Annotated in this window: 11 protein-coding genes and 3 pseudogenes; 9 read left to right on the forward strand and 5 right to left on the reverse strand. The window is 67.3% G+C overall.

Annotated elements, in window-relative coordinates; all coding sequences use genetic code 11:
• Window positions 1-118, forward strand: a pseudogene (locus F7R02_RS21695) (IS5-like element ISCARN85 family transposase); the annotation flags it as partial.
• A gap of 102 nt (window positions 119-220) precedes the next feature.
• On the opposite strand, the gene F7R02_RS21700 reads toward F7R02_RS21695, so the two are convergent.
• Complete coding sequence (locus F7R02_RS21700) at window positions 221-1,363, reverse strand: ROK family protein (protein ID WP_078589905.1); 1,143 nt, start codon at window positions 1,361-1,363, stop codon at window positions 221-223.
• Between the two features lie 390 nt (window positions 1,364-1,753).
• Here F7R02_RS21700 and xth point away from each other — a divergent pair, with 390 nt between their 5' ends.
• Both xth and F7R02_RS21710 read left to right on the forward strand, forming a co-directional pair.
• On the forward strand, window positions 1,754-2,533 hold the full coding sequence (gene xth, locus F7R02_RS21705; protein ID WP_003487693.1) for an exodeoxyribonuclease III: 780 nt from the start codon (window positions 1,754-1,756) through the stop codon (window positions 2,531-2,533).
• Window positions 2,530-2,967: a GFA family protein gene (locus F7R02_RS21710; RefSeq protein WP_078589899.1), complete on the forward strand. Its 438-nt coding sequence runs from the start codon at window positions 2,530-2,532 to the stop codon at window positions 2,965-2,967. Before xth ends, F7R02_RS21710 begins: the two co-directional genes overlap by 4 nt.
• 59 nt (window positions 2,968-3,026) lie before the next feature.
• Here the strand turns inward: F7R02_RS21710 and F7R02_RS21715 are convergent, their stop codons facing one another.
• Window positions 3,027-3,278 carry a GlsB/YeaQ/YmgE family stress response membrane protein gene (locus tag F7R02_RS21715; RefSeq protein ID WP_005914591.1) on the reverse strand — a complete coding sequence of 84 codons (252 nt, stop codon included), beginning with the start codon at window positions 3,276-3,278 and terminating at the stop codon, window positions 3,027-3,029.
• 126 nt (window positions 3,279-3,404) lie between these two features.
• On the opposite strand from F7R02_RS21715, the gene F7R02_RS21720 reads away from it, so the two are divergent.
• Window positions 3,405-4,001, forward strand: coding sequence for a 4'-phosphopantetheinyl transferase family protein (locus F7R02_RS21720; RefSeq protein WP_078589900.1), 597 nt, complete (start codon window positions 3,405-3,407; stop codon window positions 3,999-4,001).
• A 20-nt stretch (window positions 4,002-4,021) separates the two neighbouring features.
• On the opposite strand, the gene F7R02_RS21725 is transcribed toward F7R02_RS21720, so the two are convergent.
• Both F7R02_RS21725 and F7R02_RS21730 read right to left on the reverse strand, forming a co-directional pair.
• Window positions 4,022-5,593: an alkaline phosphatase D family protein gene (locus tag F7R02_RS21725; protein ID WP_078589901.1), complete on the reverse strand. Its 1,572-nt coding sequence runs from the start codon at window positions 5,591-5,593 to the stop codon at window positions 4,022-4,024.
• Window positions 5,594-5,765: 172 nt separating this feature from the next.
• Complete coding sequence (locus tag F7R02_RS21730; protein WP_078589902.1) at window positions 5,766-7,394, reverse strand: alkaline phosphatase D family protein; 1,629 nt, start codon at window positions 7,392-7,394, stop codon at window positions 5,766-5,768.
• A 223-nt stretch (window positions 7,395-7,617) separates the two neighbouring features.
• On the opposite strand from F7R02_RS21730, the gene rsmG reads away from it, so the two are divergent.
• From rsmG to F7R02_RS21755, 5 genes and pseudogenes are all read left to right on the forward strand, one after another.
• The gene (gene rsmG / locus F7R02_RS21735; protein ID WP_003487708.1) at window positions 7,618-8,256 is read left to right on the forward strand and encodes a 16S rRNA (guanine(527)-N(7))-methyltransferase RsmG; all 639 of its coding nucleotides are present in this window, start codon (window positions 7,618-7,620) and stop codon (window positions 8,254-8,256) included.
• Between the two features lie 330 nt (window positions 8,257-8,586).
• Window positions 8,587-10,404: a DUF885 domain-containing protein gene (locus tag F7R02_RS21740; protein ID WP_078589903.1), complete on the forward strand. Its 1,818-nt coding sequence runs from the start codon at window positions 8,587-8,589 to the stop codon at window positions 10,402-10,404.
• Window positions 10,405-10,668: 264 nt separating this feature from the next.
• Complete coding sequence (locus tag F7R02_RS21745; protein ID WP_011052777.1) at window positions 10,669-11,052, forward strand: DUF2946 family protein; 384 nt, start codon at window positions 10,669-10,671, stop codon at window positions 11,050-11,052.
• 55 nt (window positions 11,053-11,107) lie between these two features.
• Window positions 11,108-12,379: pseudogene (locus F7R02_RS21750) on the forward strand (TolC family protein).
• A 176-nt stretch (window positions 12,380-12,555) separates the two neighbouring features.
• Window positions 12,556-13,827, forward strand: a complete 1,272-nt coding sequence (locus tag F7R02_RS21755; protein ID WP_078589904.1) for an efflux RND transporter periplasmic adaptor subunit — start codon at window positions 12,556-12,558, stop codon at window positions 13,825-13,827.
• Window positions 13,828-14,345: 518 nt separating this feature from the next.
• Here F7R02_RS21755 and F7R02_RS21765 read toward each other — a convergent pair.
• Window positions 14,346-14,451, reverse strand: a pseudogene (locus tag F7R02_RS21765) (IS5/IS1182 family transposase); the annotation flags it as partial.

Raw genomic sequence — 14,451 nt, forward strand, 5'->3', positions numbered from 1 at the left:
ACTGTTCCGTCGCTTGAAAGGCTACCGCCGGATTTTCTCGCGCTTCGAGAAGCTGGATGTCATGTTCCTTGGATTCCTCAGCTTCGTCCTAGTCGTTGATGGGCTTCGGATGTGTTAACAGGCCCTAGGAGATGACAGCACCGCTTCGGCTCACCAGAGTGCGCATCTGTCTTCGCCGCAAGAACGCTAGCCGCGCCTGCCATGCGTGGCAGCGCCTCGCTCAACCGAAATAACGCGCCTTCAACGGCAAGGTGGCCGCGCCAAGCGCGCAGGCATCGGCAGGTGCTTCGGCCGGGAGCAGTACCGGCAGGCGCGCCTGCTCGCCGCGTGGCAGGGAGGCGATCTGCACTGCGGCGATCAGGCGTTGCGCCAGATCGCCCGGCAGGCGACCGCCGAATACGATGGCGTCGGGGTCGCACACGGCAGTGATGGCCGAGACGATCAACGCGATCCCCGGTGCGCTGCGGGCAATCCAGCGATCGATCGCCGGCCAGGCCGGATCGTAGGCCGCCAGCAGGCTGCGCACATCGGCAAACGCCAGGCCGTCTTCGGCCAGCAGTTCGCGCAGCAATTCCAGGGTGGCCCGCTCCAGCTGCCGCGCCGGCAAAATGTCGGCGAATGCGCCGGCGTTGCCACGTGCCCCACGCATCACCTGGCCGTCGATAACCAGGCCGCCGCCCAGGCCGTACCCCACGGACAGATAGGCAAAGTCGCGATGGCGCTGGCCAACGCCCAGCATCGCTTCGCCGGCGGCGGCAACGCTGCCGTCGTTATCCATCCAGACCGGTTGCCCGAACGCCTCTGCCAGCCACGGACACAGTGCGATCTGGCCCAGGGCGCGCAGCGGTTCGGGCGGATGGATGAACGCATCCTCGCCGGTGAAGAACCCGCCCAGCGCCACGCCGATGCCCAGGCGTGCGCCGGCCGTGTCCACACGTGCCAGCAGCGCCGCATCGGCGGCCTGCAGTTGGGTGAGCACCCCGTACAAGGTGGTGTCGGTCAGCCCGACCTCGCTGCAGGCGAGCAGGGCGCCGGAAAAATCCACCAGCGCCAGGGTCAGCGCATCGGTGGCGATGGAGATACCCAGCGTGTGCCCATGCGCCGGATTCAGCGACACCGCCACCCCGGGTTTGCCACGTCCGTGGCGCGTCACCGCCTCGCCCATTTGCACCATGCCGCGCGCGTGCAGACCTTCGATCAGGCGCACCGCGGTCTGCACGGTCAGCCCGGTACCACGGCTGAGGTCGGCACGGGTGAGCACGCCGGCCAGACGCAGGCGGTCGAGCATGTCGCGCTCGTTGAGGCTCAGACTGGGGAAGGCAGGCGATTGCGGTGGCAACGCGACTGCAGCGGATGACGACATGGCCAGCGGTGTCATAGGGGTCGGGCTAGCTTACCTACTTCGACCGATCGGATTGCTTCACGGTAAGTGATTGAATTGATGGTACCTGTCCGGTACAGGTGCCCGCCTCGTGCCCTGGGCTCACAGGCGTCGGTCGCACGACCGGCAGGGCCTGCGCGTCGGTGCTTGCCCCTCGCTGCCGTTCGGCGGCAAGCGCGTCAGTTGCGCTGATCCGGTACGCCAACTCATGGGGCGGCACCGATGACGCAGGTGCCAGGACGGTGCACGTGCCTCCCCAAATACACACCTGCAGCGCGCGGCAGAATGCCTCAGCGCGGGGACGCATGGCTCACCGTCCTGAGTGCGACACATGGCGCGGTACCATTGGTGGTTTGAACCACGGTCCGCGCCATGAAGATTGCCTCCTGGAACGTCAACTCGCTCAATGTGCGCCTGCCGCACCTGCAACAGTGGCTCGCTGCGTTTGCGCCGGATGTGGTGGGCATCCAGGAAACCAAGCTGGAAGACCACAAGTTCCCCGATGCAGCGCTGGCGGCACTGGGCTACCGCAGCGTGTTCTGCGGGCAGAAAACCTATAACGGCGTGGCGATCCTGTCGCGCTCGCCGGCAATTGATGTGCAGATGGGCATCCCTGGGCTGGACGATGTGCAGCAGCGCGTCATCGCCGCCACTGTCGATGGCGTGCGCATCATCAACCTGTACGTGGTCAACGGCCAGGACGTGGGCACCGACAAGTACGCCTACAAACTGCGCTGGCTCGCCGCAGCGCACGACTGGATCGCGCAGGAGCTGCAGCGGTATCCGCAGCTGGTGGTGCTGGGCGACTTCAACATCGCACCGGATGCGCGCGACGTGCACGATGCAACGGTGTGGAACGAGCACCACATCCTCACCTCGACCGACGAACGTGCCGCGTTGGACAAACTGCTGGCGCTGGGCTTGCACGACGCCTTCCGGTTGCACAACCAGGACGCCGAACACTTCAGTTGGTGGGATTACCGCCAGGCCGGTTTCCGCCGCAATCTGGGCCTGCGTATCGACTTGACGCTGGTGTCGGATGCCTTGCGCACGCGCGCGGTGGAATCGGGCATCGACCGCGAACCGCGGACCTGGGAGCGTCCCAGTGACCATGCACCGGCGTGGGTGCGGCTGGCGGAGGTCGGCGTATGAGCGAGCGGCATCTGCGTCATAGCACGCACAAGGTGGGCGATGTCACGCTGGGGCCGGTGCATCGCCTGAGTTGCCACTGCGGTGCAGTGCAAATCGATCTGGAGTTGCCGCATGGCCTGCTCGATCCACGCCGCTGCGATTGCTCGATGTGCCGCCGGCGCGGCGCCATCGTCGCGTCGGTCACTCTCGATGGCCTGCATGTCGTGCAGGGCGAAGACGTGCTGCAGCTGTATCAGTTCAATACGCAGACGGCAGCGCATTATTTCTGCGGCGTGTGCGGCATCTATACGCATCACCGGCGCCGCTCCAATCCCAACGAATACGGCTATAACGTCGGCTGCCTGGAAGGCGTCAATCCGTATGCCTTGAACATTGCCGTGCCGGTGGAAGACGGCGTGCACCATCCGGCCGATCGCATCGCCGCCAAAGGCTGAGACGACAACGCCCGGGCAGGCCCGGGCGTTGCGTGATGCGACAGCTGTGAGGCGATGCGTTAGCGCAGGCGGCCGCGGGTCACCAGGTTGACGATGGCCAGCAAAATCACCGCACCCACCAGCGACCACACGAAGGTCCACAGCGTAATGGCCTGGTTGATGCCGCCACCAAACAGGAAACCGGCGATCAGCGCGCCCACGATGCCTACCACCACGTTGAGGATGATGCCCTGCTGCGCGTCGCGGCGCATGATGATGCTGGCCAGCCAACCCACGATGCCGCCGACGATCAACCAGATGATGATGCCCATGTTGCCGATCTCCTTGTTCGCGTGCACCGGAAGTGGTGCATGGGCGCCATTCAACGCAGCCGCACGTGAAGCAGCTGTCGAATGCGATGAACGGTGTGGCCGACTTTTCGGTTTGGTGCACGGCGCGTGACAGTGCATGCGAGCTGGCGGGTTGGCCCGGTGCAGCTATGGCTACGCCCGCACCGCCCCGGCGAACGTGGCGAGCCGCAGGCGCGTCAGCTGCTCGGCCCGGCGTTGGGTATCGACCCGGCGTCGGTGCCATTGCAGCGCGATGCACGCGGGCGTCCCTCGTTGCAGCCGGCGCTGCCCGACCGCGATACCGGCTGGAGCCATAGCGGCGAGTACTTGCTGGTGGGGCTGGGCGAAGGCGTGCGACTGGGCGTGGATCTGGAGCGCATTCGTGCGCGTCCACGTGTGCTGGAGATCGCGCAACGCTTCTTTCATCCCGACGAAATCGCCTTGCTCGCTGCGCTGGCGCCGGACGCACAACACGCGTTGTTCTTTCGGCTGTGGTGCGCCAAGGAAGCCTTGCTCAAGGCCCATGGGCATGGCCTGTCGTTCGGCTTGCACCGGCTGGCATATGCGCTCGCGCCCGACGGCGCGCTGCACCTGCAGTGGTGCGATCCGGAATTTGGCCAGGCCGCGCAGTGGCAGCTGCACGAATGGTGGGCGGCACCGGAATGCCGCGCGGCGCTGGCGTTCTATCCGTTGCCGGGCGCGTAACCGGTCCGCTGCGTGTGCGTCTACGTCACCCCGTGCGGCAGAATCGGTTGACGGAACTGCGCCACCCCATCCAGGTCGCGCAGCGTCACAGTGAGCACGCCGCTGCGGCCGTCGATGTCCACTTCGCCAAAGAACTGGTAGCCGGCCAGCGGCGAGGTGTTGGGCGCAGGTGGCGCTTTTTGAAACACCACGCTCGGGCCGAACGTGGCATCCAGTGCATTGGGCCCGAAACTGCCGGCATTGAGCGGGCCGCCGACAAATTCCCAGAACGGTTCGAACTGCTGAAACGCTGCGCGATCGGGGTGGTAGTAGTGTGCCGCGCAGTAATGCACGTCGGCGGTGAGCCACACCGTATTGCGGATGCGTGCGCGGCTGATGAAGCGCAACAGCGTGGCGATTTCCTGTTCGCGGCCACGCGGCACGCCGGGGTCGCCATTGGCGATCGCTTCCCAGCGCGGGCGCCCGTTCGCATCTTCGCCATCGGGCACCTGCAGGCCGATCGGCATGTCGGCAGCAATCACCTTCCATTGCGCACGCGAGCCGGCCAGTTCGCGTTGCAACCACGCCAATTGCTCCGGCCCGAGAAACGCGGCATCGGGGCCGGGCTGCGGTTGCAGGTTGTCGCTGTTGGCGCCGCGGTCACTGCGCATGTCCAGCACGAACACATCCAGCAAGGGGCCATAGGCAATCTTGCGGTAGATGCGCCCGTTGCCATCGGCGCGCACGCCGCGCATCGGCGCATATTCCAGGAAGGCCTGGCGGGCGCGCCTGGCCAGCACGTCGATGTCGCGCACCTGGTAGCGCGCATCCAGTTGCTTGCCGGGCGACCAATTGTTGGTGGTTTCATGGTCGTCCCATTGCCAGAGCTGCGACACCTCGGCGTTGAAGCGGCGCACGTGCTCATCGAGCAGGTTGTAACGATAGTTGCCGCGAAATTCGTCCAGCGTTTCGGCCACCTTGCTTTTGGCCGCGGTGGTGAGATTGCGCCAGCGCTTGCCGTCTTCCACCGTCAGCTCGGCGGGGATCGGGCTGTCGGCGTAGATGGTATCGCCGCTGTGCAGGAAGAAATCCGGATTGCGCTCGCGCATCGCGCTGTAGATACGCATGCCGCCGATGTCCGGGTTGATGCCGAAGCCCTGGCCGACCGTGTCGCCGCTCCAGACAAAGCGCACATCGCCGCGCGCCTGCGGTGCACTGCGCAGATGGCCGTGGCCGGGCGCGCTCAACACGCCGCTGTCGGCATCTTCGAAGCGCACGCGATAGAAGATGTCCTGGTCGCGCGGCAGGCCGCTCAGGTCCGCACGTGCGGTGAAGTCGTGCGCCGCCGACGCGATCGCGCCGTCCACGCGCCGCGCCTGACGCAGGCTTGGACGCGTGTCCCATTCCACCCGCAACCGCGCCGGGCGATCGGCACGGCTCCACAGCATCGCGCGGTCGTCCAGCACATCGCCGCTCTGCACGCCGTCGGTGATGGTGGGTCGCCCCGACGGCGCGGCCAGGCTGCGCGTGGGCCAACCGGCAGTGGCCGGCAGCAACACACCGGCACCCAAGCCTTGCAGGACGCGGCGACGGGCGGGATCGGAGGCGGTCATGCGTGTCCTTCAGGCAGCTGCGGCTGCATGCAGGTGTAGCGCCGCCGTCTTACCGCTACGTGTCCGTGACCACGCCTGGCCGCGTTAACGCGATGGGCCGCACAGTGCGCCGCAATCAGGGATGCCGCGCGCCGCATCTCGGGGGCAGTGCGTCCGCCGCTGCCGCAATGGATCACGCCTCCACTGCGCCGGGCCTGCCGTCCTCCACCACGAAGCGCTTGGTGGTCGACACCGTGGAGTTGCGGTCGCGCCGATCGGAGATGCCCTGCAGCCGCGTTTCCATCCGGCCCGGCGTGAGCGTCACCGACACATAGCCGCGCGTTTGCCCGTCCACGTAATGCACATGCGGGTTGGCTGCCATGGTCGCATGCAGTTCGTCGTTGCTCTGGCCGTCGGAGGTGATCGAAGTGCCGACGAATTCGGTGGCCAGCGTTGCCGACGCGTCGTCGGCCGGATCGGCCTTCAGGTCGGTGACCCAGTACGAGTGGATGTCGCCGCCCCAGAACACCGGGTTGCGCAGGCGCGTCTTCGCAATCGCATCGAGCATGCGTTCGCGCGTGGCCGGGTAGCCGTCCCAACCGTCGGTCCAGTGCCCGACCACGCCGTCGCGCCCCGCCTGTCGCATCGGTGCCACCAGCAGATCCTGCGCAATCACGTTCCAGCGGGCGGGCGACTGCGCGAAGCCGCCATGCAGCCAGCGCTCCTGTTCCCAGCCGAGCATGGTGCGCCGCGGGTCGGTGCGCTTGCGGCAACTGTCGGCCACCACATGGCCGCCGCGCCAGCCATTGGCCTGCGGGCAGGGTTGCTCGCTGCGGTACTGGCGGCCATCGAGCACGTAGAAACGCGCCAGCTGGCCGTAATCGAACGAACGGTAGATGCGCATGTCCGCGCCGTGCGGGCGATGCCGCGCACGCAGCGGGAAATGTTCGTAGAAGGCGCGGTAGGCGGCACCGCGCCGGGCCAGAAAGGTATCGACCGGAATCGACGGGTCCTGCGACCAGCGATTGGCGTAATCGTTCTGTACCTCGTGATCGTCCCAGGTCGCCGCGCAGGCGCTGCCGGCATGCAGCGCCTGCAGGTCCGGGTCGGTGCGGTACAGCGCATAGCGATTGCGGTAGCCGGCCAGATCCAGGCATTCGCCGCTGCCGTGCGGGCGCACGATCTTGTTCGTCGCCTCGCCGTGGTTGCTGTACTCGTAGATGTAATCGCCCAGGAAGAACACCAGGTCCGGCTGTTCGGCGGCGAGGTGGCGGTAGGCGCTGAAATACCCCAGTTCCCAGTGCGAGCAGGAAACAAACCCGAACCGCGCTGCGTCCGGCGTCTGATGCGCTGCCGGCAGGGTGCGCGCGCTGCCGATCGGGCTGCGTGCACCCAGGGCCTGAAAGCAGTACCAGTAGGGGCGATCGGCCATCAAACCGGTGAGCTCCACGTGCACTGCGTGGCCCCAGACAGGGCTGGCGATGGTCTCGCCCTGGCGCACGATGGTGCGCATCTGCGGGTCGCTGGCCACCTGCCAGCGCACCGGCACCGCTGCGCGCAGGCCGCCGCGTCCGTCCGGGTCCAGCGGGCGGGGTGCCAGCCGCGTCCAGATCACAAAGCCATCGGCCAACGGGTCGCCGGCCGCCACGCCCAGCGTGAAGGGATCGGCACTGCCGCTGGCGCGTGCGAACGGGCTCAGCAGCCCCGCCGCAGCCAGGCTGGCGCCGGCGATGAGGATGCGCCGCCGGCTCGGATCCGGTGGCACAAGCGTGGCAGCGCAATCAGGCAGGGGTGAGGCGGCAGGCGGGTCGATCACGGGCATGGACAAACGGCAGGCAAGCAGACACGACCATGTTGTGGCCAGGACATGTCCGTTTTGTGTCGCGTGTTGCAGCGTCACTGTGGGTGGTTCAGCACAGGTAGCCACGGCGCGGACGGACAGGACGTGGCAGGGGAACGGCCTGCGGAGGCAACCACGCCATCTCCAGCCGCGATGCCGAGATCGGTCCGCGCATGCCCGCCAGCCCAGCTGCGATAATCGCGCCATGAACGATGCCGCACTCGCCCCCGATGTCTCCGCCGCGCTCGAGCGCGGCCTGCAGGCCCAATCCCTGGATGCGGCCTTCGCCGCACCGCTGCTGCGCTACCTGGCCTTGCTGGTGCGCTGGAACAAGACCTACAACCTGACCGCGGTGCGCGACCCGCGCGAGATGGTCACCCGCCATCTGCTCGATTCGTTGGCCATGCAGCCCTACATCGCCAGCGGCGCCCTGGCCGACCTGGGCACCGGCCCCGGCCTGCCCGGCATCCCGCTCGCCATCACCCGCCCGCAGCTGCAGGTGACGCTGGTGGAAAGCAACGGCAAGAAGGCGCGCTTCATGCGCGAGGCCTTGCGCCATCTGGAGCTGGGCAACGCGCGCGTGGCCGAATCCCGTGCCGAAGCGCTGGCCGAGCCGGCCGCCTACGACCACCTCACCGCGCGCGCGCTGGACACGTTGGCCGGCATCATCGCCGTCGGCGGCCACCTGCTGCGGCCGGGCGGCAGTTTGTTGGCGATGAAGGGTGTGTACCCGCACGAGGAAATCGCCGCATTGCCGGCCGGCTGGACCGTGGGCGAGGTGCACCCGTTGCAGGTGCCCGGCCTGGAGGGCGAGCGGCATCTGGTGGTGGTGCGTAAGGGCTGAGCCGTTCGTTCTCGAAGCGCCCTCACCCCAACCCTCTCCCGCAAGCGGGAGAGGGAGCGAGCAGCGCTCCCGACAAGCTCAGCGCCTGCCTTCGCTGGATAAGCACACCAGCCCCTTCCCCCGCGCTCGACAAGCACACCAACCCCTGCCTCGACGAGCACACCAAGTTCCTTCCCCGCCTGCGGGGGAAGGTGCCCGCAGGGCGGATGGGGGCAGCACCGACACTCCAGCCATGCCCCTGCACCAGCCCGTGTTGGGACTTCCGGCCCATGGCAGCGCGGCCGGCGGCTGCCATGATCGAGCGTTCGCTCCAGATCAGGCTTTCCGCACGTGACCTCTCCGCTCGCCGCCGCACTCTCGCTCGCCCTGCTGGGCGCAGGCTTTGCCGCCACCTCGGCACAGGCCGCCACGCCACCCGCCCCGGCCACGCTCACCGCCGAGGCACCGGCCGACGCGCGCTTCCGCGCGATCTACGAGAAAGAGTGGGCCTGGCGCCAGGCCGAGACCGGCCAGGCCGACGAAGACAGCGACACCACCGGCGACAACACCCATCTGCCCGATGTCAGCGCAACCGCGCAGCAGGCGCGTCTGGCCGTGTGGGACGGCGTACTCAAGCAGCTCGACGGCATCGACCCCAAGCAGCTCTCGCCCGCCAACCAGATCAACTTCGCCATCTACCGTCCGCAGGTGGAGAACCTGGCGGCCGAAGTGCGTCTGCGCCTGTACGAAATGCCGTTCAATTCGGATAGCTCGTTCTGGTCGAATCTGGGTTTCATGGCGCAGCGGCCGATGAAGACCGCGGCCGAGTACCGCGCCTACATCGCGCGCCTGAACGATGTACCGCGCTATTTCGAGCAGCAGACGGTCAACATGCGCGCCGGCCTGGCACGCGGATTCAGCGTGCCGCGTGCCGTGCTCGACGGGCGCGATGTCTCCATCGCCACCGTGGCCGATGTCAAAGACCCCACCGAATCGACCTTCTACGCGCCGTTCAAGCAACTGCCTGCGCAGATCCCGGCGGCCGAGCAGGCGCAACTGCGCGAACAGGCCAAGGCCGCGTTGCGCACCGCCGTCCTTCCGGCGTACAGCAAGCTGCTGACGTTCTTCCGCAACGACTACATGCCCAAGGCACGCACCACGCTGGCGGCCGAAGCATTGCCCGACGGCAAGGCGTTCTATCGCCAGCAGATCCGCGAATACACCACGCTGGAACTGACGCCCGAGCAGATCCACCAGATCGGCCTGGACGAAGTGGCGCGCATCCAGACCCAGATGAACGCCATCATCCAGCAGGTGGGTTTCAAGGGCAGCTTCGCGCAGTTCCTGGCCTTCCTGCGCACCGACCCGCAGTTCTACGCCAAGACTCCGCAGGAGTTGCTCGATCGCGCCGCATGGATTTCCAAGCGCGTGGACGGGCAGGTGGGCAAGTTCATCGGCACGCTGCCGCGCGGGCGCTTCACCATCAAGCCGGTGCCCGACGATATCGCCCCGTTCTGGACCGCCGGCCGCGGCGGTGCCACCACCTACTGGGTCAACACCTACAACCTGCCGTCGCGGCCGCTGTACAACCTGCCGGCGCTGACCCTGCACGAGTCCTCGCCCGGTCACTCGCTACAGGGGTCGCTGGCGCTGGAGCAGGGCGAGCAACCGGCGTTCCGGCGCGAGAACTACATTTCCGCCTACGGCGAAGGTTGGGCGCTGTACACCGAAAAGCTCGGCCAGGAGATGGGCATCTACGAAACCCCATACGAAGAATTCGGCCGGCTCACCTACGAGATGTGGCGCGCCTGCCGCTTGGTGATCGACACCGGGGTGCACCATGACGGCTGGAGCCGCGAGCAGGCGCTGGCCTATCTGCGCGACCGCACCGCGCTCAGCGAGCACGAAGTCACCACCGAAGTGGATCGCTACATCTCCTGGCCTGGCCAGGCGCTGAGCTACAAGCTGGGTGAGATCACCATCGTCAAGCTGCGCGCCGAGGCAGAAAAGGAGCTGGGTGACCGCTTCGACATCAAGGCCTTCCACGATGTGGTGCTGCGCCAGGGCTCGGTCACCCTGCCGGTGCTGGAGCAGCAGGTGCGCGCCTTCATCGCCGAAAGCAAGGCGCGCCCGGCAACGTCCAACAAGCCCAGCGTCGCCGCGCCCTGACCCTGGCCGACGGTCCGCTCCCCGTAGGAGCGGACCCGGCCGCGCTGCCGTCCCGCTCCTGGCGCCGTTCTGGCCTCGATCTCAGTTCCAGGTCATCGTCGGCCGCTTTTCGCCTGCCCGGTCGCTGTCTGCGAACAACCAGGATGTAGGCAGAGTGCCATCGCGCTGACCCGGACGGCGTCGCGGCCAAGTCCGCTCTACGATGCCGCGCGCCAGACCGTGCATGCGATTGTGTAACTCCCCCGGCCTCTATACGCTGCGCCCATGCTGCTTCGCCGCGCCCGTCGATTGCCTCCCTTGCTGCGCCTGATGGCGTTGCTGGTGCTGGTCATGGGCGTACTGGTCGCACCGGTCGCCTGCGCACTGGGCGATGTGCATACGCTGGCGCACGACCAGGCGCACCTGGACGACACCGCACCGCATGGCCATGACGGCGCCGACGAAGGCGATGCCGGCGAGCGCGACGGTGCGGGTTTGCTGCATGCCTTGATGCACAGCGGCTACTGCCACGGGCACAGCCCGGCCATGCTGCCGGCGTTGGCCTGGGGTCCGTTGCCTGCGCGCACACACGGGCAGCCGCCCGTGCTGACCACCGCCTACCGCTCGCATCTGAGCGAGACCGGATTGCGTCCTCCGATCGCGGCCTGATGCATCGCCGGCAGCTGCCGGCCTGTCCATCGATCCCGATTCCGGAGACACCCTCATGTGGTTGCGACTGACGGCGCTTGCCGTCTTCGCGGTGGTGCCGTGCGCCAAGGCGCAGGACCTGCCGCCCAAACCCGCGCTGACGCTGGACGACGCCATCGCGCGCGTCGCGCGCCAGCATCCCGATCTGCGCCTGGCCGATGGCCAACGCGCAGCCCTCACCGCCGAAGCCGAGCGCGACGCGCTGCGTCCGCCGTTGCGCGTCGGCGCCGAACTGGAAAACGTCTTCGGCACCGGTCCCACCCACGCGCTGGACTAGGCCGAACTCACCGTCACCCTGGCCGGCGTGCTGGAACGCGGCGGCAAGCTCGACGCGCGCCGCATCCTGGCGCAAGCGCGTCTCGATGCGCTGGCACCGCAACGCGCCCTGGCCCGGCTGGATGTCTTGGCCGAGGTGGCGCGGCGTTACCTGGCCATCGGCATGGCCGCGCAGCGGCACGCGGCGGCGCTGGAACTGCTGATCCAGCGCCAGCGCACCGTCAGCGCTGCGCGCCAACGGCTGCAGGCCGGCGCATCGCCCGAATCGGTGCTGCTGACCGCCCAGGCGCTGCAGGCGCGCGCAGAACTCGAACGCGACCGCGCCCAGCAGGAACTGCACGCGGCACGCCGCCAGTTGGCCGTGCTGTGGGGCGAGCGCACGCCGCAGTTCGGCGCGATCACCGGCGACCCGTTGCAGCTGCCGGCGATTCCCGAGTTCGAGGTGCTGGCACAACTGCTCGATGCCACGCCGGAACTGGCGCGCTTGAACGGCGAGCAGCGCGTGCGCGAAGCCCGTGTGCGGCTGGCGCGCAGCCAGGCGCGCCCGGATCTGGACTGGCAGGTGGGCGTGCGCCGGCTCGAAGGCAATGACGCCACTGCGTTGCTCGGCAGCGTCTGGCTGCCATTGGGTAGCGCTGCACGCGCGCAACCGGAGATTCGCGCTGCCGAAGCCGAGCTGGCGTTGCTGGATATCGAACGCCAATCGCAGGCGTTGGTGCTCTACGCAACCCTGGCCGATGCGCATGGCCGCTACCGCGCTGCGCAGCTGGAAGTGACGCGCATGCGCGAGGATGTACTGCCCGCGCTCGCACGCGCCGATGCCGCCGCCGAGCGCGCCTATCGTGCTGGCGCCACCAGTTATCTGGACTGGGCGCAGCTGCAGGCGCAACGCAGCGAGGCACGTCGGCAGCAACTGGCTGCTGCGTCGGAAGCGCAGACCGCGTTGATCGAAATCCAGCGCCTGACCGGGCAGCCGTTCGTACGCGATCCTGCTGCGCAGGTGACGCCATGAACGCGGTTTCCGTATTGCGTTGTCGTGCCGTGTGTACGTGCCCGCTTGAATCTGCCGCATCCGCATCCGCGCCCAGTGCTCGCCAAGCCATACCCACGCCAGGCGCGCCTTCGATGCAGCCCACCTCCATTCGTTCGCCCGACCCAACGTGTCGGCGCCAACCAGGACCACCGTCGATGACACGTTTCATGATTGCGCCGCTGCTCCTGGCGCTGGCGCTCGGCGGCTGCGGCCGCAACAGCGACGCCGCGCACGATGACCGCACCGGGTACGCCGCGGAAGGCGAGGCGGGCGCCGATGCGCACGGTGATGAAGCCCAGACCGGCACGCACGGCGGGCGGTTGCTCAGCCAGGACGGCGACAGCGTGGAGCTGGCCATCGCCGAAGACGGCACGCCGCCTACGTACCAGGCCTGGCTGTACCGCAATGGCAAACCGTTGCCGGCCACCACCGGCAAGGTGGAGGTGCATCTGAAGCGGCTCGGCGGCATCAATGAAGTGCACCAATTGCGGCCGCGCGACGACGGCAGCCTGCTGGCCGACAGCACGGTCGTCGAGCCGCATTCGTTCGATGTGGAAGTGCGTGCCACCGTGCAGGGCAAGACCCATCGCTGGCGCTATCCCAGCTACGAGGGACGCACCACCATTGCGGCGAAGGTCGCGCAGGACGCAGGCATTCGTGTGGCCGCCGTCGGCGCCGGCAGCATTGCCGACCAGCACGAAGTGCAGGGGCTACTGACGCCGGCAGAAGGCGCGCAAGCGCAGGCGACCGCGCGTTTTCCCGGGCCGGTACGCAGCCTGCGCGTCAACGTGGGCGACCGGGTACGTGCCGGTCAGGTGCTGGCCACGGTGGAGAGCAATCTGAGCCTGACCACCTATTCGGTGAGCGCACCGATCAGCGGCGTCGTGCTTGCCCGCAATGCCAGCCTCGGCAGCAACGCAGGCGAAGGTCAGGCACTGTTCGAAATTGCCGACCTGTCCACCTTGTGGGTGGATCTGCACATCTTCGGCGCCGACGCCGGGCATATCACCGCCGGCGCACCGGTGGCGGTCACGCGTATCAGCGATGGTGTGGTGGCGCAGACCGCCTTGGAGCGGGTGTTGCCTGGCACCGCTACGGCGAGCCAGAGCACCGTGGCGCGCGCAGTGTTGCGCAACAGCGATGGGTTGTGGCGGCCGGGATCTGCGGTGAAGGCGCGGGTCACGGTGGCGCAGCAACCGGCGGCGATGGTGGTGCCAGTGGGTGCGTTGCAGCGGTTCCGCGACTGGGATGTGGTGTTTGTGCGGGTGGGCGATGTCTACGAAGTGCGCCCGGTAAAGCTGGGCGCGCGCGATGCGCAGCAGGTGGAAGTGTTATCGGGCCTGGTGGCAGGTGATGCGGTGGTGGTGGAGCAGAGTTACCTGGTGAAGGCCGATATCGAAAAGTCGGGGGCTTCGCATGATCATTGAGCGCGTTGGGGTGGGCGGCATTGCGTCGTTAAGTGGGGGCGTTTGTTTGGTGCAGGGGGATGTGCCACGTTCAAGGTGTTCGCGCCGTTTCGACCTAGAGCAAAGGCCTTTGAACCCTGTCGGGCTAGAGCAAAGGCTTTCGCGCCCTGTCGGGCACGAGTCACTTTTTCTTTGCTTGTGCAAAGAAAAAGTAACCAAAAAGAAAGCACACCCCGTCCTCGCGCCCTCCGCGCCTGTGGCGCTGCGGGTGCGCAAGTCCGGCAGAAATTTTTGTAAGGGACATCCGTGTCCCTTACAAAAACGACGCGCATCCATGCGCGCCGCCCTGCGGGTTGTCTCTGCCGGCCCTGCCGCTGCGGTATGGGGCCCCGAAAGCCAACAGCCACAGCTACAGCCACAGCTAGGGAAGGTCTGAATAACGAGGCCTGAGAGTGCGGGATGTCGCGTCGTTCCGAAGAGTGGCGTTTGAATCTTTGGAATTTCGCCATTTCTGGCGCTTTCCGTGGGAATTTCCTGGTTTACAGGCGCACGCTCCCCATAGCCGGCAGCAACTGCTTTCGCTTCATCCACAGATTGGAGAGCGCAAACAAGGTCAGCACGTGTGCGGTGTTTTTGGCCAGGCCG

It is taken from the genome of Xanthomonas cissicola (assembly GCF_008801575.1).
Classification (GTDB): domain Bacteria; phylum Pseudomonadota; class Gammaproteobacteria; order Xanthomonadales; family Xanthomonadaceae; genus Xanthomonas; species Xanthomonas cissicola.

Excerpts from the sequence above, each read along its gene's own strand:
- F7R02_RS21700 (WP_078589905.1), bottom strand. The coding sequence starts at position 1,363 with ATGTCGTCATCCGCTGCAGTCGCGTTGCCACCGCAATCGCCTGCCTTC.
- xth (WP_003487693.1), top strand. The coding sequence starts at position 1,754 with ATGAAGATTGCCTCCTGGAACGTCAACTCGCTCAATGTGCGCCTGCCG.
- F7R02_RS21710 (WP_078589899.1), top strand. The coding sequence starts at position 2,530 with ATGAGCGAGCGGCATCTGCGTCATAGCACGCACAAGGTGGGCGATGTC.
- F7R02_RS21715 (WP_005914591.1), bottom strand. The coding sequence starts at position 3,278 with ATGGGCATCATCATCTGGTTGATCGTCGGCGGCATCGTGGGTTGGCTG.
- F7R02_RS21725 (WP_078589901.1), bottom strand. The coding sequence starts at position 5,593 with ATGACCGCCTCCGATCCCGCCCGTCGCCGCGTCCTGCAAGGCTTGGGT.
- F7R02_RS21730 (WP_078589902.1), bottom strand. The coding sequence starts at position 7,394 with ATGCCCGTGATCGACCCGCCTGCCGCCTCACCCCTGCCTGATTGCGCT.
- rsmG (WP_003487708.1), top strand. The coding sequence starts at position 7,618 with ATGAACGATGCCGCACTCGCCCCCGATGTCTCCGCCGCGCTCGAGCGC.
- F7R02_RS21745 (WP_011052777.1), top strand. The coding sequence starts at position 10,669 with ATGCTGCTTCGCCGCGCCCGTCGATTGCCTCCCTTGCTGCGCCTGATG.
- F7R02_RS21755 (WP_078589904.1), top strand. The coding sequence starts at position 12,556 with ATGACACGTTTCATGATTGCGCCGCTGCTCCTGGCGCTGGCGCTCGGC.